At 48.2% G+C, this 24255-nt stretch carries 20 protein-coding genes; 10 read left to right on the top strand and 10 right to left on the bottom strand.

All coding sequences use genetic code 11. The annotated features are described in order from the left end of the window. Positions 1-5: 5 nt before the first annotated feature. From HPY27_RS21435 to HPY27_RS21410, 6 genes are all read right to left on the bottom strand, one after another. Positions 6-1154 carry an acetoin utilization protein AcuC gene (locus HPY27_RS21435; protein ID WP_174225898.1) on the bottom strand — a complete coding sequence of 383 codons (1149 nt, stop codon included), beginning with the start codon at positions 1152-1154 and terminating at the stop codon, positions 6-8. Continuing rightward, positions 1151-1795 (bottom strand): CBS and ACT domain-containing protein, encoded by a 645-nt coding sequence (locus tag HPY27_RS21430; RefSeq protein ID WP_174225897.1) that lies wholly within the window; start codon positions 1793-1795, stop codon positions 1151-1153. The genes HPY27_RS21435 and HPY27_RS21430 overlap by 4 nt, the downstream gene beginning before the upstream one ends. Positions 1796-1829: 34 nt before the next feature. Beyond that, the gene (locus HPY27_RS21425; RefSeq protein WP_017250444.1) at positions 1830-2462 is read right to left on the bottom strand and encodes a hypothetical protein; all 633 of its coding nucleotides are present in this window, start codon (positions 2460-2462) and stop codon (positions 1830-1832) included. Between the two features lie 71 nt (positions 2463-2533). Continuing rightward, positions 2534-5674, bottom strand: a complete 3141-nt coding sequence (locus tag HPY27_RS21420) for a penicillin-binding protein 1A (RefSeq protein ID WP_174225896.1) — start codon at positions 5672-5674, stop codon at positions 2534-2536. A gap of 180 nt (positions 5675-5854) precedes the next feature. After that, positions 5855-6454, bottom strand: a complete 600-nt coding sequence (rpsD, locus tag HPY27_RS21415; protein ID WP_016742106.1) for a 30S ribosomal protein S4 — start codon at positions 6452-6454, stop codon at positions 5855-5857. A 290-nt stretch (positions 6455-6744) separates the two neighbouring features. Beyond that, positions 6745-9033 (bottom strand): S-layer homology domain-containing protein, encoded by a 2289-nt coding sequence (locus HPY27_RS21410; RefSeq protein ID WP_174225895.1) that lies wholly within the window; start codon positions 9031-9033, stop codon positions 6745-6747. 230 nt (positions 9034-9263) lie between these two features. Between HPY27_RS21410 and HPY27_RS21405 the strand changes: the two genes are divergently transcribed. The 7 genes from HPY27_RS21405 (at position 9264) to HPY27_RS21375 (ending at position 17785) form a co-directional block, all read left to right on the top strand. Further along, entirely contained in the window at positions 9264-9845 is a 582-nt protein-coding gene (locus HPY27_RS21405) for a histidine phosphatase family protein (RefSeq protein WP_069847583.1), read from the top strand. A gap of 38 nt (positions 9846-9883) precedes the next feature. Then, complete coding sequence (locus tag HPY27_RS21400; RefSeq protein WP_106834934.1) at positions 9884-12124, top strand: sensor domain-containing diguanylate cyclase; 2241 nt, start codon at positions 9884-9886, stop codon at positions 12122-12124. A gap of 66 nt (positions 12125-12190) precedes the next feature. Beyond that, positions 12191-13189, top strand: coding sequence for an MBL fold metallo-hydrolase (locus tag HPY27_RS21395; RefSeq protein ID WP_017250439.1), 999 nt, complete (start codon positions 12191-12193; stop codon positions 13187-13189). Between the two features lie 127 nt (positions 13190-13316). After that, a complete protein-coding gene (locus HPY27_RS21390; RefSeq protein WP_026043240.1) occupies positions 13317-14210 on the top strand; it encodes a hypothetical protein in 894 nt (297 codons plus the stop codon). A 271-nt stretch (positions 14211-14481) separates the two neighbouring features. Continuing rightward, complete coding sequence (gene refZ, locus HPY27_RS21385) at positions 14482-15084, top strand: forespore capture DNA-binding protein RefZ (RefSeq protein WP_069847576.1); 603 nt, start codon at positions 14482-14484, stop codon at positions 15082-15084. A 47-nt stretch (positions 15085-15131) separates the two neighbouring features. Further along, entirely contained in the window at positions 15132-17579 is a 2448-nt protein-coding gene (locus HPY27_RS21380; protein ID WP_174225894.1) for a septation ring formation regulator EzrA, read from the top strand. Next, on the top strand, positions 17576-17785 hold the full coding sequence (locus HPY27_RS21375; RefSeq protein WP_017250436.1) for a hypothetical protein: 210 nt from the start codon (positions 17576-17578) through the stop codon (positions 17783-17785). Before HPY27_RS21380 ends, HPY27_RS21375 begins: the two co-directional genes overlap by 4 nt. Before the next feature lie 237 nt (positions 17786-18022). Here HPY27_RS21375 and HPY27_RS21370 read toward each other — a convergent pair whose 3' ends face one another. After that, positions 18023-19324, bottom strand: coding sequence for a BaiN/RdsA family NAD(P)/FAD-dependent oxidoreductase (locus HPY27_RS21370; RefSeq protein WP_174225893.1), 1302 nt, complete (start codon positions 19322-19324; stop codon positions 18023-18025). Between the two features lie 78 nt (positions 19325-19402). After that, entirely contained in the window at positions 19403-20242 is an 840-nt protein-coding gene (locus HPY27_RS21365) for a GNAT family N-acetyltransferase (protein ID WP_173623673.1), read from the bottom strand. Between the two features lie 153 nt (positions 20243-20395). Between HPY27_RS21365 and HPY27_RS21360 the strand changes: the two genes are divergently transcribed. Continuing rightward, positions 20396-21475 carry a M42 family metallopeptidase gene (locus tag HPY27_RS21360; RefSeq protein WP_174225892.1) on the top strand — a complete coding sequence of 360 codons (1080 nt, stop codon included), beginning with the start codon at positions 20396-20398 and terminating at the stop codon, positions 21473-21475. Between the two features lie 41 nt (positions 21476-21516). Continuing rightward, complete coding sequence (locus HPY27_RS21355) at positions 21517-22032, top strand: hypothetical protein (RefSeq protein ID WP_174225891.1); 516 nt, start codon at positions 21517-21519, stop codon at positions 22030-22032. 75 nt (positions 22033-22107) lie between these two features. Here HPY27_RS21355 and HPY27_RS21350 read toward each other — a convergent pair whose 3' ends face one another. After that, on the bottom strand, positions 22108-22245 hold the full coding sequence (locus tag HPY27_RS21350) for a hypothetical protein (RefSeq protein WP_017250431.1): 138 nt from the start codon (positions 22243-22245) through the stop codon (positions 22108-22110). Between the two features lie 164 nt (positions 22246-22409). Then, positions 22410-23657, bottom strand: a complete 1248-nt coding sequence (locus HPY27_RS21345; RefSeq protein ID WP_017250429.1) for an MFS transporter — start codon at positions 23655-23657, stop codon at positions 22410-22412. A 331-nt stretch (positions 23658-23988) separates the two neighbouring features. Here HPY27_RS21345 and HPY27_RS21340 point away from each other — a divergent pair, with 331 nt between their 5' ends. Next, positions 23989-24213 (top strand): hypothetical protein, encoded by a 225-nt coding sequence (locus HPY27_RS21340; RefSeq protein ID WP_017250427.1) that lies wholly within the window; start codon positions 23989-23991, stop codon positions 24211-24213. Positions 24214-24255 lie beyond the last annotated feature (42 nt).

Below are 24255 nucleotides of genomic sequence, written 5' to 3'. Positions count from 1 at the left end.
ACTTTTCATCCAATAGGTGCGTTCAGCATCGCACGTTCTAACGTAAGACGATTTTTTTCCGTGATCTCTGCTCGTCGTGGGATTGTTGGGAATGGTTCGTCAAAAAGCCGAGGTGGCAAGGGCAAATCCGTCTCAGGTTGCCAGCGCTTGAGCCAAGCTTCGGGAAGATCACTGTCTGTCAGAGGCTGATCGCTCATCTCACTCCATACCAGCGTCCACGCCCGCGGCACCACCCGCCAAATATCGTATCCCCCGCCGCCTACAGCGATCCAACGACCGTCGCAATATTCATGAGCAAGACGGTGGGCAAGACGAGGAATGGCTTGATAAATTTTCATTGAGCAAGACAAATGGGTGAGGGGATCAAACGCATGAGCGTCACAACCATTTTGGGTCAGGATGACATCAGGCTTGAAGCCAGCTGCTAGCTTTGACACTAGCTCTTCATATACTTCCAGAAAAGAATCGTCTTCCGTGAAGGCATCGAGCGGAACGTTGACAGAATAACCGTAACCGGTTCCATCTCCACGTTCAGACAAATTCCCCGTTCCCGGGAAGAGATACTTTCCCGTTTCGTGAATGGATACAGTTAGTACAGAAGGGTCATCGTAAAACGCCCACTGTACCCCATCTCCATGATGGGCATCCGTGTCGATATACAGCACACGCGCATTCCAGTTTTTTCGCAAATAAGCGATCGCGACGGAGCAATCGTTGTAGATACAAAATCCAGAGGCGCGTCCACGAAAGGCATGATGCAGTCCGCCAGCGGGATTGAAGGCGTGTTCTGCCTGTCCACTCATAACCGCGTCCACTGCGTTTAACGTACCTCCGACGATCAGCGAGGACGCTTCATGCATGTTCGAAAAACAGGGAACATCCTCTGTTCCCAAGCCATAACTGGCTGCCTGCGGAAGCTCGTGTTCACTATGGCCCTGATCGCGAACAAATTGGATATAACGTGGGTCATGCACCAGGGAGAGCTCTTCATCTGTCGCCGGTCGGGGAGTCAGGATGTCTGAGTCTTTGAGTATTCCGTAACTGCTCATCAGATCGTGTGTGAGGAGCAGACGACGCTGGTTAAACGGATGATCATCATGAAAATAATATTGCGTGTAGTCTGGAGAGTAGATCAGACGAGCATTTCGGCTCACTGGGGTATCCCTCCTTCCGTAGGTCCGATTACGGAAAAGCCCTTTTCAAGGAGCAATTTCGTCACGATACGTGGATCAATTGTCTGTACCCGAAAAACAAGGTTCTTTTTTGCAGGCTGTTTCCCAGGAAAGACCACAACGCTCGTAACATTTACTTGTGCATCGCGAAAGACTTGACTGACTTCTGCCAGCATGCCGACGCGGTCATCTACTTCGACTTCGATATGGGAGCTAGGTTTGTTAACGCCGAAAAGTTCGATCAAGCTAGAGAAGAGATCCGATTCTGTGATCAATCCTACGAGCCGATTCCCTTCGACGATGGGTAGCGAGCCGATTTTGTGCTCATATAGTTGGAGGGCTGCGTCTTCGATGAAATCCAGTGGGTGGGCAGTGATAACTTGTTGATTCATGATATCGGCTACAGACTTGTGCAGGACGGTGTCGTCATCGTCATGCGTCAGCAGGCGAGAGGGGAGAGCGTCTCGCAGATCACGGTCCGAGACAATGCCTACGAGTGAGTCGTTTTCAATGACAGGCAAATGCCTGATTCTGTTTGCACGGAGGAGAAGAAGCGCTTCTCCGATGGTAGTGGATGGCTGGATCGTGACAATTTTTTTTCGCATAATCTCTTCAATACGCATAAGAGTGACCTCCTGGAATCAAAAGGCATCCAAACTAGTAAAGAAAACGATTTTGAAACCGCATAGCATCAAAGGCAACGACTGTTTCTGGCGGTACACGCTTGCCGATTTTGGCCATGAGACAGTTGGCGGGATGTGAGCATATTTCCGGATCGTCTGTCGCCATCCAGCTAAGGCCTGCGCTGCCCATGACCTTTTCCATAACCTTTCTGTATTGCCATACATCGAGTCCTGTTCCTTTCAGATCCCAATGCCAGTAATACTCCGTTGTAATAATGACGTAGTCTTCCATGGCGTCGTCCATGAAGCTGACTTCCAGCAGCTTTTTGCCTACGCCACCTGCTCTCACTTTATGACTGATTTCAATCGCGCCGAGCTCCAGCAAATCGGGCAGTTGCGCTTGTGACCATCGCTCCAGTGGATCGGGGTGCAGAAAGGTAACGTAGCCGAGGACGAGGTCTCCTTCGCGTGCAATAATAATGCGTCCTTCAGGCAAATCTGCGATTTCGATGAGAGCTTCATGCTGCTGTTCAGGGATACGAAAAGCTTTCAGTCCCTCATCAAAGCGTAATGAGGCCAGATGACTTCCTGTAATCGGTCCTTCGACGAGCAGCTCCTTGTTGTTCACCATTAGGCTCAATGAATGATAGCGTTTGACGTGCTCCATCAGTTCCCCCCCTTACGATTGTAGAAAAACAGAGATGGCGTCTAACCATCTCTGTCAGTTGTTATCCCAGTTTATTCTGTGGTGTTGGCAGTTACGATGTTAGAATGTGGCGATTCTCCGTAACTGTTGACTGCGGTAATGTAATAGTTGCTGCCATTCGGTACTTCTGCTGCGTGAGTAAAGCTTGTGCTAGAGACTGTACCGAGTAGCAAATAGCCGCTTGCTGAGTCTGGGCTAAAATATACGTTGTACATCTGCTCAGACGAGCTGCTGCCTTTCCACTGTAGCTGCCAACCGTTTGGCGTATTCTTGATGGACAAGGATTTCGGAGCAGCAGGTGGTGAAGCGGAATCTGTGTTTGTATTCGTGCCTCCTGATCCATCTGGTGGGTTCGTCGCAGGTCCACCTGGATCTGTTTGACCATTCCCGTTATTGTCCGTCGGATTCGGGAGACCTGTTTCCGTACCTTGATTTGGATCAGGCAACTGCCATGTCTGTGTAGATCCGACAGAAGCGATTGCGGAAGGCTGCGATTCATTGCCAGCGATATCCACAGAAGTGACATAATAGCCTAAATCTCTATGGGTTGCAGTCGTATCAGCAAAAGTCAATTCGGATGGATCTTTCACAGTCGCTACTTTGACAAAGCTGTTCTGCACATCAGCGCGGTAGATGCGATAACCGACCAAGTCAGCTTCTTTGGCTGATTGCCAGGTAAGCGTAATTTGCTTGCCTGAGCCCGTAGCTGTTACACCGCTTGGCGAAGATGGTGTTCCACCTTGCTCTGTACGAGGGTCTTCCTTATCAGGCAGGCGTTGCTCCCAATCTGGTGGTTGGGTGGCGACCCTATTGTTTTTCGCTTGAATTTGCTCCTTGGTAGGGAGCGGATCAGGTGAGCGGTAGAAGACGCCTTCGGTAACAAAATCTTCAGGTGTTCCTTCCTTCGCCAAATACCGTTCGCCATTATACGAAATGAGTCGTGCTTTTTGGTGGGTGTCGTCCACCTTCGTTGGAACGAATTTGCTGTTGAATATATCAGTGATCAAATGGCCAGCTTCTTTTGAAAGCTCACTTGGCAAAAGACCTGATTTCGAGTCAACAGTCGCGCTGACAATTCCAGCCGGCTTTTTAAAGGTGGAGTCAGGAGGTGAAAGGTTCGGATGCTTCGCAATGACATCCTTCATGACCTTACCCCATACGACCATCGGAACATATTTGTCCGCGTCTGGCATTGGATATGGCTCGTCAAAGCCAACCCATACCCCCATGGACAGCTCTGGCGTGTAACCGACGAAATAGAGGTCGTTGCTGTTGTTCGTTGTTCCGGTTTTACCTGCCACATCGACTTTGCGCGGCACGTATTTGCGGATGTGTGTACCTGTACCGTTATTGACAACGGAACGCATCATATCAGTGATCAAGTATGCTGTTTGCTCGCTGTACACTTGCACAGGGCTGGTTTCATGACGATAAATGACTTTTCCAGTGTTATCTTCAACTCGGTCAATCAGATAGGCATCCACGAAAGAACCGTGATTTGCGAATGTCCCATAGGCGTTTGTAATTTCCTCGACAGTTGTTCCGTAGGTAAGACCGCCAATTACGCCGGTGGCTGCATAGTTGTCAGCATCCACCAATGTTGTGATTCCCATTTTCTTCACGTATTCAAGAGCCGTTGGAATGCCAACTTTCAAATACGTCTTGATCGCCGGAATGTTCCAGGACATCCGCAGTGCTTCGCGGGCACTCATCATCCCTTGCCATTTGTTGTTCCAGTTCTTAGGTAAATGGGAACCGTTCTGGCCGTCAGCGAGTAGCACCGGAGCGTCATCGATTGGGGATGCTGGCTGGAGCAATCCCAGTTCAAAAGCAGGAGCATAAGCTGCAAGTGGCTTCATGGCCGAACCAGGCTGGCGTGGTACGGTGGCGTGGTTCGTCTGTTCCACCTTGAAGTCACGTCCCCCGATCATGCCGAGGATAGCTCCTGTTTTGTTGTGAATCAGCATTGCGCCGACTTCTTCCAAAGCATTTTCGATTTTTTCTGTTTTGCCGTTCGAGCGACGAATCGTATAGGTACGATTCTTACCGAAGTTTTTCGGATCGGCTGCAACAGCCTGCATGATGTCATATACACTCTTGTCGATTGTGGTATGTATCTTGTACCCTTTTCGAAGTATGTCGCGACGTTTCTCTTCAACCAGCTGTCGGTATTCGTTGCGGCCGATGGTTGATTTGTCTCGACCTTTTTCCAAGAGGTCTGCATCCACAAGTTGACGTGCGGCACGATCTTCAATTTCCATCATCAAGAAAGGTACTTCTCGATAAGCTTGCTGCGTCGGTTTTGCTAACTGTGCCTTCAAATCACTGGCGAGAGCTCCATCGTATTGGGTTTGTGTGATGTAGCCATTTTCCAGCATGCGATCCAACACCATTTTTTGGCGTTCCTTCCCGCGCTGATAGCTTTCTGCACGGAATGGAGAGTAGGCACCTGGGTTTTGAATCATGCCCGCAAGATAGGAGCCCTCAGCGAGCCCGAGCTCTTTTACATCTTTGCCAAAAATCCCTTTTGCGGCAGCCTGAACGCCGTATACGTTTGATCCGTTGGCGTTTTTCCCGAAGTAAATTTCGTTCATGTAGGCTTCCAGAATCTGATCTTTGGAAAACATGCGCTCGATCCGAATCGCGGTAAAGATTTCACGGGCCTTACGGGTGTGGCTAACTTCAGCAGAAAGGATTGTATTTTTTACAAGCTGCTGTGTAATCGTACTACCACCTGTTACGACAGGCTGGTTGGTAATTTCCTGTATCGCTCCACGCATGGTAGATTGAAGCGAAACTCCAGAGTGGTGGTAGTAGGTTTTGTCTTCAGTTGCAATGATGGCATTAATTAAATAGGGAGAAACGTCTGCTTTCTTCACCAAACGTCGATCGCCTTCTTCGGCCCGCAATTGGCCGATCAGAGAGCCGTCGCTGTAGTAGGCGAATCCAGTCAGATAGTTGGTGAAGATTTTATTCTCCAGTTCCTCCTTGCTGCGCACAGGCTCGTCCTTCACGAGTGCGGCAACATAACCTGTCACGATTCCTCCCGCGACTGCAGCTCCCATTAGCCCGAGTACGAAGACGATTTGGAAGATGATCCAAAACGTTCTACCACGGCTTCTGCGTCGCTTTTTCTTCGTCGGTTCAGAGGAAGATGTGTGGTTATTCGACATAGTCTACGACCCCCTAGCATACCACCTGATTATACCATACGAGGAACCTAGAGGATAGAAGATGCGAAGGAGATAGCAAAATGTGTCAAAAACCGTTGAAAGTTGTCGGGTGTATGAAGGCAATAAAAAAAGAGCAGGCCGACAAGCGGCACTACTCTTTTTCTTTTTATCCTCAGACGATTAACGGCTGTAGAACTCAACGATCAGAACTTCGTTGATTTCAGCTGGCATTTCTTCACGGTCTGGCAGACGAGTGAAGGTACCTTCAGCAGCAGCATCGTTGAATGTAACGTAGTTCGGCAGGAAAGTACGGCTTTCCAGAGCGTCCTTGATCAGTTGCAGACCACGGGACTTTTCACGAATGGAGATTACATCACCCGGTTGTACGCGGTAGGATGGGATGTTTACTTTTTTGCCGTTTACCAGGAAGTGACCATGGTTTACCAACTGACGAGCAGCTGGGCGAGTTGGAGCAAAGCCCATGCGGTATACCAGGTTGTCCAGACGGGATTCCAGCAATTTCATGAAGTTTTCGCCCACTACGCCAGCCATTTTGCTAGCATTGTCGAAAGTGCGGCGGAATTGTTTTTCGTTAAGGCCAAACATGTGGCGCAGTTTTTGCTTTTCTTGCAACTGGATTCCGTACTCGCTCAGTTTACGACGGTTGTTGTGACCGTGTTGACCTGGAGGGAAGTTGCGTTTGATGTCTTTTCCTGTACCATCGAGGGAGATACCCAGACGACGAGCAAGTTTGTGACGAGGTCCTGTGTAACGTGACATGTATTCATTCTCCTTTAATATGGATTCGCAGGTGTTTACTTCCGGCAGGTTAGTTCCTACTTTATCTACACGAACTTCGGACGGTAGCGTTTCCGCATCGTGCTCCTCACAGATGATCAGCCGCAGTCTGTAAGGGAGGGAACTAAGAGGGTACATCCTTCCGTTTTTACCTACAATCAATGCTACCCTGTACACATACATTCAATAATACTAGGCGCGATATAGTAAAGTCAAGGGAAAAGAAGCGCGCCATCCGCCGCAAGAAGTGGGATGGATGGCGCTTTTTGGGTTTATTTTCGCAACAAAGTAACAGGACCGTCTGGAGTATCCCGTTTTTCGAGGAAACGGGTAAAGGTAATGGCTGCATCGGCACGAGGGACGAGGCTTTGCGGCTGGAACTTCTGTTTGTCAGTCGGCACGATACCGAGTGTAGTCGCGATGATGATCGAACCGCGGTACTTCGAATTGGCAATGTCTGAGAGCTCAGATTGGAACATGCCAGGGAAGTCCGTCAGTTTTTTGTAACCGAGTGCACGAACAATCATATCCGCGAGCTCTTCACGTGTAATCGTCTCATTTGGATTCAGCTTGGAAGTATTTTTATCGAGAAGTCCGCGATCAACAGCACCTTCTACGGCTGAGAAGTAGCGCGAACCATTTGCCACATCGCTATAGGTGGCCTTGCGTTCCAGAGAGTACTGTGGATAGTGTCTGCCCTGGTTGAGACTGATCATGAGCATTTCAATCATTTCGCCACGTGTGATCGGTTTTTGCGGCATAATATTGCCGTTTTCAAGCGATAGTGCGTCATATTCATACATCAACGAGAGTTCCTTCTCTGCTGGATGACCTTTCAAATCGGCAGGAGCCGGGCGATGCAGCGCAATCGTTTTGCCAGTAGAGGTAGAGCTCCACTCGCCTGTTACAGCGTCAAGGTAGTACGGCTGCTCAAACGGCGTCATTGTTGCGCGATAGACAATCTTGGCCGTTCGCTTCGGTGTGTAGGAAGGCTGCTCTTTTGCGCGTTTGGCATCCTCAGGAGTAAGGGGGACGAGGGCGTAAACGGCCTCTGCTTTTGTCTCAGTCCACCACTTTTCACTCGCTTCGGCAGCAGGCAGATGCTTGGGAACTTGTGTCGGGTATGTTTCGTTGCCCAATTCAGCACTGTAATTCAGCAGATCGCCTGTTTCGATGTCAAACGTGAAGTGGGCAGAGCCGCTAGCTGCAGCTATTCCATTGATAAAACGCTCAAATCGGATCTGCGTCCGCTCGGAATCAACAGGTTGGTTTTGGTTTTCCTCTTCAATAGGCTCTGTCCAGTAAAGCTGGTGGGCCATGGTTGGCGCCAAATCACGAATTGTTTCCATCGCTTTTGCCTTGAATTTTTCCATGTCTGGTTTTTTAGAAGCGGTTGTTTTTTCTTTATGGCCACGGAAGTCCTTGTTCAATCGGTAGATGTCCCCGGTTACAGCATCCACGGAGACATACGCAAATCCGTCTTCGCTATTGCCCTTTTTGCCGAATTCGAGATCCCAGATGGGACGATTGCCACGGTAGTCTCTTTCATTGTAATTGGCAGAGCGAAGCTCGTAGTTGGACAAATTCAACGCTTTCGATGCCCATTGTACAGCTTCCTCTTGGGAGAGCGGTTGTCCGCTGCGGCGTGCAGGAAGGACTTTGCTGCTTACAGGCTCAGGATCTTTCGCTAGTTGATACGAGGTCAACGATTGTGTCAATGCTTTGCCAGTCTCCGTATCAATGTAGAATGTGAAGGGATTCATATACCCGAGAGACGGCTTGTTATTTTTAGTTTCCATCCGCTCCCATGGCAGCAGGTAAACTGGTTTTGGATTCGCTTGTTCTTTAAATAGTTTCTCAGCTTCTTCTTCTGAGATTTTCGTATCCGTGTTCTCGAAAGTCACGTCGTTCCAAGACAGAGAATAGTTGGTCACTTTGCCGGAAGCATCTACCGTGATATCTGCGCCGTTGTCAGGAAAGAGAATGCCGTCCACGTCACGAACAAAGCGGAAATTATAGTAGACTTCCGAGTTCAGCGGAGTTTTTGGCTCTGGCATATCGCGCGTATACAGTCTTGTTTCCGCTGCTTTTCCTGCATTGTTTTTCTCGAAAAAGCGCTTCGCCTGTTCTTGCGCCTCTGTATAGGAAATTCGTTTTGCATAGGGAAGCTGGGATGCTTCCTGCTCTTGATGCGAATAGGAAGTCAGCTCGCCTGTATTGGCGTGGATACTGACGCTATAGGATAGAAGGACGTTGCCGTTTTCTGGATCTTTCTTCACCCAACTAAACGACCATTCTGGAAATGGGCGCCAGCTATCCGCTGAACGAAATGACACATTCTGCACCGTCATCCCGGCGGTAGGCACTATTTTTGTAGCGAGAGCCAAGGCAGCTTCCTTGGACAGCTTTGCTTTAGCTTGTGCCACAGAGTCAGCTTGTGCCACAGTAGTCGCCATTTTATTGGTACTCACATAAGGTGATTGTGCATGCGCTTGAGCCACAGGCAGCAACAGACTGGCAGATAGAACAAAAGAGCTAGACCGAATGATCCACGGTTTCATAGGAACCCCTCCAACGATGTCATATTCTTCTTATCACCTCTGACGAGAGGAAGTGAAAGTTCGTTTCAGTTCAAATTCATGAAAAAAAGTATCCGCTATTTGCAGAAAGGAATGAAATATAGGAATTTTGTACCAAATGTTTTTTTATCAATCTAGAATTGTGAACATGCATCTTATATAATAAGAAATACTATCGAATAGAATACAGAACGGTAAGGAGATAAATTGTTTTGGAAACCATCATGTATCTCATTCGTCATGGAGAGACGGAGTGGAATCAGATTCGTCGTATACAAGGCCACAGTGACATCGCATTGAACGAGCTCGGGGTACGTCAGGCCGAGCGAGTAGCAGACAGGTTCCAAGGCGAGAAGATTCACGCTTTTTATTCGAGTGATCTCAGTCGGGCACACGATACGGCTGCCAAGATTGCTGGTAACTTCCAATCCTCTGTTTCTACGCGGACAACCTTGCGGGAGCGCTGCTATGGGGAGTGGGAGGGGCTCACCTATGAAGAAATACGTGAGCGATTTGAGAATCAGGATGAAGCCTCCTGTGGAATTGAGACATTCGAAGACATGCAGCGACGAGCTGTAGCTGCCATGACAGAAATAGCAGGGAGCCACCCAGGTGAGGCGATTGTCGTTGTCTCGCACGGCGGTCTCATTAATAGCTTCTTGCATTATGTAACGGTAGGAGAACAAGGAACGGGTATCACACGTATCGATAATACCAGTATTACGATATTTCGGTATGTAGATCGTAGGTGGGAAGTTCTATCCGTTAATGATACAGACCATTTGAAAGCTTGAGAAAATGCTGAGAGAGGGAGTTTCTCGTGTCAAGTAAAATGTTGGGGAAGTTAGAGACGGTCTTTTCCTACACGGCCCATTTTATCTTACAATCTTGGCCGGAAAAGCGCCCAGGCATCCTTTTCTTGACAGATTCCGGGGGCCGCGTAATCAACTTCATGGAAATGCAGGTTGGTCCATCTCGGAATTCTCAAGGGCTTACCCTGCAACACGATGTATCGATTGGTAAAGTCTTTGATTTTATTTTAGAGGCACTTTCCTCCAAAGAGATCGTAGTTAAAACGAGAAGTGAAACGAACAACGTGTGTGGAGCCTTTCCTTTGTGTGAAAAAGATGGAAGGGTTCGAGCTGTCATTGGCATGATAGCGCCCGAAGACCATATTCATTTCGATTTGTCATCCTACATGCGCGGGCTAGAGCCGTTGATTCGCATGGGATATGATGCTTATATTCAACACGTCACAAGCCAGATTGTCATGGATTTGACGTTGCATGATACGACCAAAGAGCTGCTGCAAAGCTTGACGGGTCAGATCAGTGACATTATCCAAAAAGGCTATTGTTCGGCCGTGAAGCTCGCGGACAATGCCACATTGATTCCGCAGGAGAGCGTAACAACGCAAGCGGTCGAAGTTGGACAAACCCACATTGCCCAACTGGTTTCGAGATTCGGTACGACGCAGATCATGCCTTCCATTTTAGACGACCACAGGCTTGTCGTCGTTCCTGTCTCCTTGAACCAAACACCGCTCTACGCACTGTTTTTGCATCTGCCACCCGAAGAGTCAGATTGCGTGTACGATGAACGGGATGTTGCTTTTTTGCAGGAAGTAGGCGCGAAGGCAAGCTGTGCGCTTTGGCGTTCGATCATGTCGGACGACCTACGCCGTGAAGCGAGCAAAAAAGATTTGTTGTATCAGTTGATGTCAAAGATTCAGGCATCGATTGATGTGAATGATGTTTTGCATGAAATCGTGACGAGCATTCCCAGCCTTTATCCGTACTTGTCGGCAGAGCTTTTCCTGACGGTTGAACCCAATGCAACCACCCCGGTCAAACAGCTTTCTTTTCAAGAAGTAGAGCCGTCTACCAGTACCAAGGCCTATTTGGAAGGACGTCTCATTGCCGAAGAAGTGGGAGAAGGGGAGCAACAGGTGACGGTGATCGCAGCGCCACTCTTAGGCAAGCAGGGAATCTACGGAGTATTGCAGGTGACGTCCGATCAGCGAATCACCTTGAATCAGCATGAAAAGGATTACATCTCAATCTTGGCGGATACGGCTGGCACTGCGTTTGAAAACGCACAGCTCTATCAGCAATCGCGCAATTTGATTCGAGAATTGCGTTTGATTAATGAGATGGCGCGCCAGTTGAACAGAAGTCTTGATTTAAAGGAAATTCTCGATTTTGTTACGACGATGATGCGGGCTACTTTTGATGCAGAGTTTTGTGCTATTTTGCGAAAAACGCCAGGAGAGGATTGCTTCGATGTGCTCTCTTCCTCCATTCCAGCGTTCAATGGCATGGCTATCGATTCTACAGAAAAGCCATTTCAGCAAATCTTGCAAAACAAGCAGGCATTGCTGCTGGCTCAACCAGGGGCAGGACCGCTTCCTTTTTCGCTCTTTTCGTGCTGTTCCTTCATGGGGGTACCGCTCGTTGTTGAGGGTGAGATTAGTGGAGTCCTTTTAGTCGCAGATTCCCGTTATCATTTTTTTAGTTTTGACGACTACAAACTCCTCGAAATATTTGGACAACACGCGAGCTTGGCAATGACCAACGCCGTCCTGCATAATGAAATGGAACGAATGGTCATTACGGATAATTTGACAGGTCTGTACACGAGAAGACATTTGAATGAACGAGTAAGAGGATCATTACAAAAAGATAACTATGGCTCGTTGATCTTGATCGATATTGATTATTTTAAAACCGTGAATGATACATTTGGCCATCAGGTAGGGGACGAAGTACTGATTCAGGTCTCCAATCTGATTCGACATAGCATCCGAGACAGTGATATCGCGGCAAGATGGGGTGGAGAGGAACTCGCTGTATATTTGCCGCGTGTGGACAAAAACACCGCGCATTCCGTGGCAGAGCGCATACGGGAATGCGTCGAGCAGGAGACGTCTCCACAGGTCACGATATCGTGTGGACTAGCGAAATGGAGCAGGGAGATGGATGTAAACCTGAGTGTAGAAGCGCTGTTCCATCAAGCAGACATTGCTTTGTATGAAGCCAAAAATTCAGGTAGAAATCAAGTTGTTCTCGCCTAGAGCCAAAACAATGGCTCTTTTCTCTTTTCGGAAAAAAAGGCAAAAAACTTGAGGGGTAGATAAAAAATGACAACGAACGATGGCAAGCAAACGATCGCGACCCTAGTAGCACCTGATATTTTTTGTCTGGAAATACCTACGCCTTTTGATGTGGGGGCAGTAAACGTCTACTTGTTAAAAGGGGAGCGCTTGACCTTGGTTGATGTGGGTCCATTGACCGACGATGCGTGGGCGGCCTTAACAGAAGGCTTAGAATCGATTGGGGTCAGCGTGGAAGATATCGAGCAAGTCATACTGACGCATCATCATGTGGATCATTGCGGGCAGTTAGAAAAAGTACGGGAACGATCGGGAGCGAAGACGTTTGCTCATCCGCAGGCAACACCTTATGTACAGCAGGATGAGCAGTTTATGACTTTTCATGATCAGTTTTTCGAAGAGCTGTACATCCAGAGTGGCGTACCAGAAAAAATGATGGTCATTATCTCGAAATTTCACAAGCTGATGAAGACGTTTTCTGCGCCAAGCCAGATTGATTTTCATCTGAAGCATGAGCAAAAGGTACCGTACTTGGAGGACTGGCAGGTACTGTATACCCCAGGACACAGTCAAAGCCATCTGTCGTTGTATCGGGCAAAGGATCAAGTCATGATTGGTGGAGACCATATCATCAAGCGAATATCATCCAATGCCTTCATTGAACCACCCCGGAATCGTTCGAGTACAAGACCACTGACCTTGATTCAATACCGCACAGCGTTGCAAATGTGTGCGGACATGGAGATCAAACAGGTCCTCAGTGGACACGGTCAACCGGTTTACAACCATCGAGAGCTCATACTCGCTCGACTGCAAAAGAACTGGGAGAGAACAGACACGCTCCGCAGGCTTCTTGCAGATGGAGAAAAGACAGCTTTTGAACTGAATGCTCTCTTATTTCCAGGTTTGTACCAAAAAGAATTGCCATTGACGCTATCCGAGACATTAGGGCACATAGATTTGTTGATGATTCTCCACCAGATTGAAGTGAGAGAGCAGGATCGCATCTTGTATTTCCACCTGTAAAACCTGATCGTACAAGAGAGGCTTGCAAGTAGAATAAGCCTATTCCTCCCCGGAAACGCTAAAAGGGACTATTACTCTGGGACCCCACATGAGGTTAACCCAGGGTAGCCGAGGGAGGGTAGCATCTATGCAGAAGTATTGGCCCATTTGCGTGATGGCTCTTGTGTGTACAGTTGTTGTAGGTGGCTGTAATCAAATGAGTGTGAAGCAGGATGCGAATACAACGTTTGAGCAGGTACGTGACAAGTTCGATGCGCAGAAATCGTATGCGTTCTATGGGCAAACCAAGCTGTTGACGGCGAATAGTGCCAATGCGAACATGGTTAACTTTTCGGGCAGAAAGGACGGAGAGGCTGTTTACATGAACGTGAAGCTCTCTGTCCCAGAAGAAAACAGAGTGGACAACTTATCCTTACTTAGTCATGGGAACAAGCTGTATACCAAGCATGGTCAAAACGAAAGCTGGAAACATGTCGCAGGGGATAGTCCGGCCCTGCATCAAGAAATGAACAACTGGAACCCTATGGCTTCCTTTCAGCAAATCGACAACATGAAAAGAAACGTTCGAATGCTGCCTGATGAGAATCCAAAAGACGATTTTGAGGCGTTCGGAGTTGTATTGGATTCTTCCAAACTAAAGAGTTGGCTTGTTTCCCAAATGCAAGAACAAACAAAGTCGGGAGCAAAAGTCCAATCGATAGCAGGGCGAGAGAAACCCTACATACCGAAGCTAAAGATAGCGATGTCACTCTCGGAAGGCAATTGGAGAGGGACACCTGCACAACATTCTGGACCCACGATTCAGTCCAAGAAAAAGGTGGACGTAAACGAGCTCGTGAACCAGATGGAAGTGGAGGCAGAGTATACGATTCACTACAACAAAAAAACGATGCTCCCCACGAACATGACGATGTCCATTCGATCAGCGTACGATTTGAACGATCAGCGTGTAAAAGAGCATACGCAAGTAGAAACGTATTTGCAGCAATACGGAGCAGTAGCCCCCATCACAGCTCCATAGGAAAAAAGCAAATAGGGAGTAAGAGTAATCAAGTGAGACGTTCCTCTTGCAAAACAGACAGGAGCGTCTTTTTTCTGTCAGGGAAAATTTAAAAATAGAGGTAACGTGTTTGATGCTTTTTACGTACTTCTTATGTGGAAGAAAATCTATGCGATAGCGGTTTTTTTCGATGGAATCAGCATTTCTAGAAGGAACTCTGGAAAACATTGTCGAACATACAACAAGACTATCTTTTTTCGTCGAATAATCTGTACAATGGGAAAGATGCCTGATGGATCAGACGAAAATGCGTATTTTATCCGCAGCAGCGAAGCTTTTTGATGTTCATGGCTACAAAGGGACCTCCGTAAGACAAATTGCCTCTGTTGCTCAAGTAAATTCCGCGCTGATTTCCTATCACTTTGAAGGGAAGCAAGGAGTCTTGGAGACGTTGATTGCTTCTTACTTTGAGACGTTGTTTCGCCTTTTGGAAGAACTGGAAAACGAGCAGGAAAACATCCCTGCCTATCAACGATTGGAACAAGTTGTACAGCTGTATTTGCAGTTTCAATGTGAGCATGCGCCTATCACGCGTTTGATTCATCGTGAGCTGAGCGTAGAATCCATGCTTGCACGTGAAGTGATGACGCTATATATGAGCCGCTGGAAGCACGGTCTTTCTCGTGTGATCGAGTGCGGTGTCGTCTCGGGTGAGTTTTTGCCCGTCTCTATTGATTGTACAGTGCTGGCTATGACGAGCCAGATGATATATCCATTTTTGCAACCACAAATGGTTCGCCAGGTCTATGATCTGGAACCATCTTCCGAGGAGTTCGTCCAATGGCTGCAAACCTCGATTATGTGTTATCTGCGAGGTTCTTTGCTGCCCGTTTAGGCGTGACCTCTCCCAATGAATGATTCTAGTAAGGGGATGTATGACAAGTGAAACGAAAACTATTCATGCTCTGTTTGGCAGGCATGTTGTTATATACGAATCCGGCTTATGCGACGCCGTTTCCAGATAAAAAAGAAGAAGTTATTCAGGACGCTGACAACTATTTGAAAAAAGAAGACAGGACCACCTTTGCCAATTCATTGAACGGCATACCGGGCAGCTACAAAGTCGTGGTAGTGGAAAGCACTGCACCAGAAGCTGAATCTCCGGATATCTACGCGCAAAAGCTGTTTGACAATTACAATTTAGCTGACGATGCACTCATGATCGTACTCGACATAAACACCGAACAGCTGGGGATTTATGCAGGTCCTAGCTTACAGGCAAAAGGTGCCACAATGGCATTGCTGCATGACAAGATCGCGTCTTTCTATGAACCATTCCGTACACAAAAGCAGTATTTGACCGGGATTCAGACCTTAATTGCGGAAGTAAACCAAGAGCTTAGCCGCATGGAAAGCAAGCAAGCAACAGCAAAACCGGGTGAGACCGACGCAAGTAAAGCGGGAGAGAGTGAAAGCAGTAGTGCTCTCGGAGGCATTCCATGGTGGATCTATCTGGTGGGGGCGGTATTTGCTGGCCTATCGATTGGCTTGATTTATGCGATGATCAGACGCCGTGCTATTTTTGCTCAAGTAGACGATGTAGAGGATTGGAAGGAAGAGCTCGTTGAGAAGCTCAATGTCATCGAGGTGGAAAAACCGCTTCGCCGTTCCAGCGGCATGACAGAAGTACGTTACCACCACTTGGCTGACAAAAAAGAAAATCTGTTGCGTATTCGCATCCCTGATGTGGAAATGATGATTCTCGATGCGGAAGAGGCTTGTGATCGCTTCCGTTTTACGTTGGCACTTGGCATGCTGAATGAGGCGAGAGAGGCCATTTCAAAAATTGAAGAAGAGCTGAATGAGCTAAAAACAGACACTTCCAAAGTGGCCGTTACCAAGCAAGAAAACAAGGTTGTTGTTCCAGAGATCGGAAAGCAAGTGGAGCAGATGGAACGACGCTTGTCCGATTTGCGTCTGGAATACGGATTGTCTTTCCATGAGCTGAAAGCATCGCTCGATGAAGTAGACACAATGCGAAAACTCGTGAAAACTGCGCGTGCGGCAGGGGACGACATTGCTGCGTACGAAACCACACAAAAAGCGCAGCAAGTACTGGAGCAGGTAGGACAAGCAATGGAGCTCATTCCAAAGCTTGTGCAACGTGTGAAAAAAGAAATGCCGGAAGAATTCAAGCATCTGGAAGGAGGAATTGAGCAGGCCTTTCGTGACGGCTTTGATTTAAAACAGGATTCCTTGGACAATGCCCTTTTGCAGGCGAAGCAATTGGTCATGTCCGCGAAAAGCTCTTTGGAAGAGGGCAGCCTGGAAATGGTGTTGACCCATGTCAAAGCGTTCGAAGTACTCATTGATGCAACGTATCAAGCGATAGAGGATGGCGTTCTTGCCCGTGATGAAGCAGCAGCGACGGTATATACAGAAGCGGAACCGCAAGCAGAAGTGAATCAAGGCAATGATGAAACAGAATTTGTACAGGTAGAAAAGAGAGCAGAAGTAGAAGAGGTGGAACAGGATGATTCGCTACAGCAAGTAGCTGCGACATCCGCGCCTGTGGAGCAGGAGATTCGTATACCTGAGCCGACTCCAGCTAGCAAGATCGAGCATTCTACCAGCGAAACAGATCCTGAAAAGCCGACTCATCTCCAGCAGTCGAAAGTGGAAGAAGAGCGACCGGTGCGAGGAAAATCCTCAGAGCTGAGTGAAGCTGAACGTTCCGTTTTGTTGCAAGCAATTCCTCAGCTTTTCAATAAAAAAGCACAAAAGCCTGTGCCACCAGTTAAAGCAGAGGAGCCTGCGTACGAAGAAGAAGAGTATGAACTGGTCATGCCAAAGAGTCAGCCTGAACAGGAAGAGCTGATTCAGGAAGAAGAAGAGCAAACGTATTTGGTCATCGAAACGGAAGACGATGCGCTGGATGAACTGGAGCGAATTTCTAACACATTAGTCCGCGTCCGTCAGCAAATCAAGCGCAGCTACTTGCCGGGGATTCCGGATCAATTGAAATACATGTTTGAAGAAGTCGTGCAAACGTTGGGCCGCGTGCAAACGATCATGGAGCAATATCGCTATGATCTGGAAGAGGTGGCTATGCTGGTTCAGGACGCAAGTGATTTGGTCGGCGAAACAGAGCGGATGGCAGAACGCATTATTACAACTTGTCAGATGGCAGAAGGTGCCATTCAGTATACGAACCGTTATCGCCGCCAAAATCGCCAGGTCAATGAATTGTTGACGAAGGCAGAGATATCATTTCGACAACTAGCTTTTGCAGAAGCCTATCAGCTTGCCGAGGAGGCCCGTCTGGTAATCGAAGGCGCACCAGCCGAAGAGGACAACCGTTGGCTTCTACGTCGTAAGAAAAAGGGATGAGTCCGATGATGATCTTTCCTCTCTTCTTACTGGCAGCTGGCATTCTCGTTATGGTACAGCCGAGGACAAAACGCTGGCAATCGCGGATGAACGCTCATTTTCAAGGAGACGAAAGGCGCATTAAGCAGCGTGCCAACACGTTTTTTCTGTTGGGCCTAGCCTTTTTTTTCGCTGGGTTTGCGTATTTGTTCCGCCTTGTCGGATAAACCAATTACGACGAATAAAGCACCTGCTATGAAAAGATGGCCTAGCCTTCTTTTGTAGCAGGTGCTTTTTGTTGGGCAAAAAAAAGAAGCATCGCTCACGCAGGCGATGCCCATCTAGGAAGATAAAGGGAGTAAGGTCTGTTAAACCAGCACATTACAACTAGGGGGGAGTAATGTGCTGATTTCTCTTTTCATGAAAAGAGAACCTGATTCATAGTTTCCCCAATCCCACTTCATCTAAACGTCATTCTCGTAAAAAAATTCAAATGCTTCCTGCGCACTATGCGTACCCGCAGAATGGCCGGACGAAAAGGCGATGGTGATGTTGTAACCACCGGTATGGGCGTGGACGTCCATAACCTCGCCAGCAAAATACAACCCATCCATGAGCTTGGACCTCATCGAGCGTGGATCGATCTCTTTTACGCTTACACCACCACCTGTAATGAACGCTTCCTCAAGAGAGAGCGTCCCCGTAATGGTGAGTGGAAAAGCTTTGATCAAGCTCGTGAACTTGCTCCACTCTTGTTTTTTCATATGGCTGTAGGTCGTTTCTTCCGAAATTCCTGCCATCGCAAGCAAGAGTGGGATAATCCGTTCGGGGAGGAAGCCTTTGATTGCATTTTTTACTGCCTTTTTTGGCTGCTCCTCTATCAACTGCCAGCTTTCCGCCATGATTTCCTCGGCTGTTCTGTCAGGCATGAGATCGATCGTCAGAGATAGAGGAACCGCACTGTATTTTCGTTGCGACACAGAGACATAGTGTCCCATGCGCAGGGAGGCGGGGCCTGATATTCCGAAATGAGTGAAGATCATATCGCCTTCTTGGGTGTTGATCTTTTTCCCATTGGGCGCATACAAGGTCATCGTGATGTCACGCAGCGATAGACCCTGAATTGATTTGTCGCGAATAAAAGAGTCATTGGCTGTAAGCGGTACTTCAGTAGGATACAGCTCTGTGATTGTGTGCCCGGCTGCTTTCGCCCATGTATAGCCATCGCCTGTAGACCCTGTCTGTGGTACAGAACAGCCTCCGACAGCAATAATCACACAAGGCGCGGTGATTTTCTCACCGGACTGGAGCATGATGCCACCGACTCTCCCTTCCGAATAGAGAACTTCTTTTACAGCGGCATTTAAATGAATGGTGGCACCTTGGCGCTTCAATAAATCAATCAATGCTTGAGCGACTGTCACTGCTTTATCTGTGACAGGAAACATACGGCCCCGATCCTCTTCTTTTAACGCGACACCCATCTCCTCAAAAAACTGGATAATCTCTCGGTTGCCGAATTGGGTGAGAGCACTGTACATGAAGCGTCCATTTCCTGGCATTTGTTTGATTAATTCATCTTGTTCCTTGGCATTGGTTACATTACAGCGTCCGCCGCCCGATATGATGAGCTTGCGTCCGAGCTTCGAGCCTTTTTCCACGAGACAAACTCTCGCTCCTTGGCCAGAAGCAGCAATTGCAGACATCAGCCCAGAGGGGCCGCCGCCTATGATGATAACGTCATAATTGTATTGTGATCGATTCATTTCATTCTCGTCCTTTGTTGTATAGGGTTGGGCAACCACCATTTTACCACAACCTGATCACCCGACGCGCAATTCTAGCTAAGATAGAGAGGACGAGGCACCTAAAATATCAGGAAATGGCTGCTTTTCTAAGGCGTAACGAACGGTGGATGGACCACGGAGGATATTCGTGACAACATATCCTTTGGCAAAATACGACGTGAACAATTCGCGCGTCATTTCTCTCCACAAGGAAGCGACGCTTATATCCGCTCGTTTTACATCTTGGAAGAAGGCAGGGACAGGGAGCAGTACTGCAGGCTCATCGCGTGACAAATCGATTTCGATAGGATGTGGAATACCATCCTTGATTTCAAAACGCAATAGGTCAGGTGCCTGTTGAAAAGAGGGAGCAGAGCTCTTTCCAGACTGACGCGATTCCACACGATTGCTTCCGATAAACCATTCCACGAGGAAACGGTCTGTCGGCAGTCCACGATTGAAGTCGTCATCGAGCTGGCCGTAGCAGTTTGGCAAATAAGTTCGAACGATACCTCCCAGCTTAGCGATGTTCAGAACACCGTTTACTGTCTCAAGCGGATCGTACGTCCATGTGATTTTGGAATAGCCCGCTGCTGCTGCTTCTTCTTTTTGCAGCCATTTCATTTGTACGCCTAGCCCCTGCTTGCGATACTCTGGCAAAAAGCCGAGCATGTGCGAGCAAAGATGGGATTCTCCGTTGGTGAAGCCCGGGAAGCTGTACAAGAAGCCGATCATTTCCTCGTCATCGAATGCCCCTAAAAACAGACCGCCAAACTTTTGCATGGTAAGTGTCATATGGTGGGGAATAGCAGTAGAAGGGTCCCATATTTTCCCCTCCATTGCTTCTAATTGCTCAATCTCACTGAATTCGGCCAACTTTCGCAACGTGATTGTCATCTACTTTTTCCTCCTCAAACGATTCGTGTTTTTTTCTTCATTCGGGACAAGCGCTTGCATTCCTGCTTGGGAGTAGTTGCGTCTGAATTCTCTCTCGCGGATAATAGAGAAGGATAATAGGCATGAAACTAGGGTCGAGGAGGATTTTTGGCGATGGAAAATAAATTTCAAATGGAGCTGTGGAACCGTTTGACGCAGGCACCAGGAGCGCCTGGCTTCGAAGGTCCGGTACGCGAGATTATGCGGGAATACATAAGCAGCTATACGAGTGAACTCATGTACGACAATTTGGGCAGTATTTTTGGCGTTATGCGTGGTGACGAGAACGGTCCGAAAATTATGGTAGCGGGTCACATGGACGAAGTGGGCTTCATGGTCACCCGAATTTCTGATAAGGGATTTATTTCTTTTCAGACGTTGGGAGGCTGGTGGGGGCAGGTCCTGCTCGCGCAACGTGTACAAATTATTACGGACAAGGGACCAGTCGAAGGCGTAATCAGCTCGATCCCGCCGCATGTCTTGAGCGACGATCAGCGTAATCGCCCGATGGATGTACGCAACATGTACATTGATATCGGCGTAGATTCACGTGAGGAAGCAGAACAGGTAGGAATACGGGCTGGCCAGCAAATCGTTCCGGTTTGCCCATTGCAGGTCATGGCCAATCCACGCCGCATAATGGCTAAAGCATGGGATAATCGCTATGGTTGCAGTTTGGCAGTGGAGCTCGCAAAAGAGCTGCACGAAAAACCAGATCATCCGAATGTCGTCTACGTCGGGGCTACTGTACAGGAAGAATTGTCCGGGCAGCGCGGCGCGAAAACTGCGGCCTCGTCCATCGTTCCGGATTTGTTCTTGGCTGTGGATGCGAGTCCAGCTACAGACATACCAGGTGTAAAAGACGATGGAGGCAAGCTCGGCGGTGGACTTTTGATGCGCATCTACGATCCGATGTACGTCATGCCGGTAGGATTGCGTGAGCTTCTTATCTCCACGTGCGAAGAAGAGAACATTCCGTACCAGATTTATGTGGCAAAAGGCGGGACGGATGCAGGGGTCGTGCAGTACCATGGCAAGGGAGTACCGTCTGCCGTTATTGGCATTCCTTCCCGTTACATTCACAGCCATGCTTCGATCATTGATCGCGAGGATTACGAGGCAGCCAAGCGTCTCTTGTTCAGTGTCATTCGCAAGCTGGACCGTGCCACGTGGGAATCCATTTTGCCTAGATAAATGGTCTGGAGAATATCGTCGAGGAAACAGAAAGCGGAGGAGTGCTTTTGAACGCGATCAAATTGTATACACGGCGTCAGGGCGAAGCTACGTCCTTTGAATTTAATGTATTTGACAATCAATTCGCTACGGAGAATCTGGCAGTGCGCAAGGTGCTGATGGCAATGCTTGCAGCCGTTTCTAACAACTTGACCGATCTGGAAGTGGAGTACAACGATAGCATACTGGTGGAAAAGGTCGGGGCGAAGCGTGCTGGTGAACTGCTTCGCTTTCTCGGGGCAACAAAAGAGAACATGCGGGAAAATCTGAGCAATGGTGTAGTCGTCAGCCGGATCTTTCAAGTGCCTTTTACACAGGAGCACTATGAATACTTCTACAACTTGACGGACATCGCACAGCTGTCCCACTATCGCTTAAAAGAGGGCAATGCAGATCGTATCGTGTTTTATTTCACGCGCTATCTGCAACTGATTGCGCCTGATGAAAAGTCTCGCCAAGCATTTTTGGAGAGATTGGAAGGATTTTCTTTGCCGTACATGCTCGTGCCGATTGCGTAAATGAAACGAAAAAAGTCATTTTGCCCTTGCATGAAGGCGCAAAATGACTTTTTTTATTGATTGCTTGCCTGAGGGTTAGGTGGACGGACGATTTGGCCCCTCCAGTTTTTTGTCTCCATAGCCCGGTGCATCGTTTTGAACAGTTTTGGGCTGGCGATTGCGCTCATCTGGTCGATTTTGCTGTACAGAGGAATCCTTGCTTTGCTTGGTCATGTAACTACTCCTTTCCTAGAGCCATGGCTGCCAAGGCGAATTTGTTTTTTGGCGATTGCGGGAGGATACATTGTCCTCCAGTTGGATGAATAGGGAGGTGAGGGGCACTCGCCTAAGCACTTCCATTTGCTTTTCGGGTTGATACTGTGTGTGTTCCTCTGCGTTCATGTGGCACCTTCCCTTCTACGATTTTTTGAGGGCGAGTCAAGCACATTGTTTTTGTGGCGAGGAATTGCATATACGGCAAACAGACCAAGAATGGCCGCTAAAAACAGCGTAAGCACTCCATAGCCGATCCATGGATAATGGCTGCCGACTCCTCCTAGCTTTTCAACCATCGCTCCACCCAATCCCGTCCCAAGAGCCGTTCCAAGACCAGATACGAAATTGGAAAAGCCAAAGTACGCTCCCAGCCATTCTTCCTTTGCGAAATGAGTGACGAGACTGTCCAGCATCGGCATAAACAGCATCTCACCCAAAATGAAAAGAATCGCAGCCCCGCACAGTGTAAGAAAGTGGTTCGCCCATCCCATGAGCGTAAGCCCTGCACCCAACAAGATCGTTCCCATGGTTACGGACAAGTACGGATTGATGCGCTGTAGAACAAAACGTGAGATAAACCCTTGCAAGACGACGACACTGAGCGAGTTGATCGTCCAAATGAGGCCAATCATCGTAGCGGAATGCAGGACATGCTCACCCCGCAGTGGCAGGATCATGGCGAATTGAGCGTAAAGCGCCCAGATTAAGAGCGAGATCCCAGAAAAAAGCAGAAAGCTGCGATGGGTCAAGATGTGACGATACTCCTTGATCGGCGTTTGCTTGCAATCTGTTCCCACACACCGATCATCGGGGAGGATGAAGCGAGAAAAGACAGCAAGTGCTCCGTACACAAAGGCAGCTACGAGAAACGGTTGTTTTCCACCCGCAGTCATCCACGTAATGACCAAGCCAGCGACAATGATCCCGCTATGAGCGAGTATCCCTCTCCACGAGAAGGCAGCGGTTCTTTGGCTCTCATCCACTTCATCCGCGATCATGGCTTTAATGGTAGGAGCGAGCAGGCCAAGACCTAAGCCGTTGACAGCGGAGAATAACAAGAAGAAACCATAAGAATGGCTGAAGTGATAGCCTGCCATGGCACATCCTTGAAGGAATGCCCCAAAGGCTAGGATGGAGCGTTTGCCCCAGCGATCTGACATCAAGCCGCCTGCCAAGCTTCCGATTTGGTATGTGATGCTTCCCGCTGCCAAAATGATGCCGACTTGGGAGAGAGAAAGAACCCGTACCTTTTGCAAAAAGATTGGGAAGACGGGAATGACCAGATAAGAGGCCATGTGCATGAAAAAGACGACTATCAGTAATAGCAAGTAAGGCTTGTTGCGTAACAGTGATCCAGTAGAGGCTGTCATGTTCTTCTCCTCTTTGATTCATTCCTCCCTAGTATGCTCATCCTGTTTTATGAAAAACGTCTAGCCGTTTTCACAAACAAAATATAGGCCAGCACACAAAATCGATATGAAGGCAGGCAAGCGTCCAATCCAACAAGCGTGGAACGACATATACCTATAGGGAAAGGTACCATGGGCGGTAGGGAATGGTGCGAGGAGCGCGGCAGGATGAAAGGGGGATCTGACGTGAGAGGATTTGGTTTTTTCAACGAGGAAGGTTTCGAAGTGATCATCTGGATCATCGTGATCGTTTTTCTCCTCGTTATATTTTTTGACGAAGGGATAGATTAAGATGAGCGCATATCGGCCGGTTCGTCAATTGAATGACTATTACAAATCAAACGACGGTTTCAAGAAATGGATTCGTGCCAATGAGCAATGGTTCAAGCAAAATCCAGAGGTGTTTAAGCAGATGCTGCGCAATCCGAAAATGGTCAACTTGTTCACGGATCTTATGATCATGAATTCGCCGCGCATTGAAAAGAAACTGAAGAAATGGAGAAGGAACCAACGCTGACCGATTCGGCATGCTGCCAAATAGAGCATGCCGCTTTTTTAT

This window comes from Brevibacillus sp. HB1.1 (assembly GCF_013332445.1).
Classification (GTDB): Bacteria; Bacillota; Bacilli; order Brevibacillales; family Brevibacillaceae; genus Brevibacillus; species Brevibacillus porteri.
This window is presented reverse-complemented; position numbering and strand designations above follow the sequence as displayed.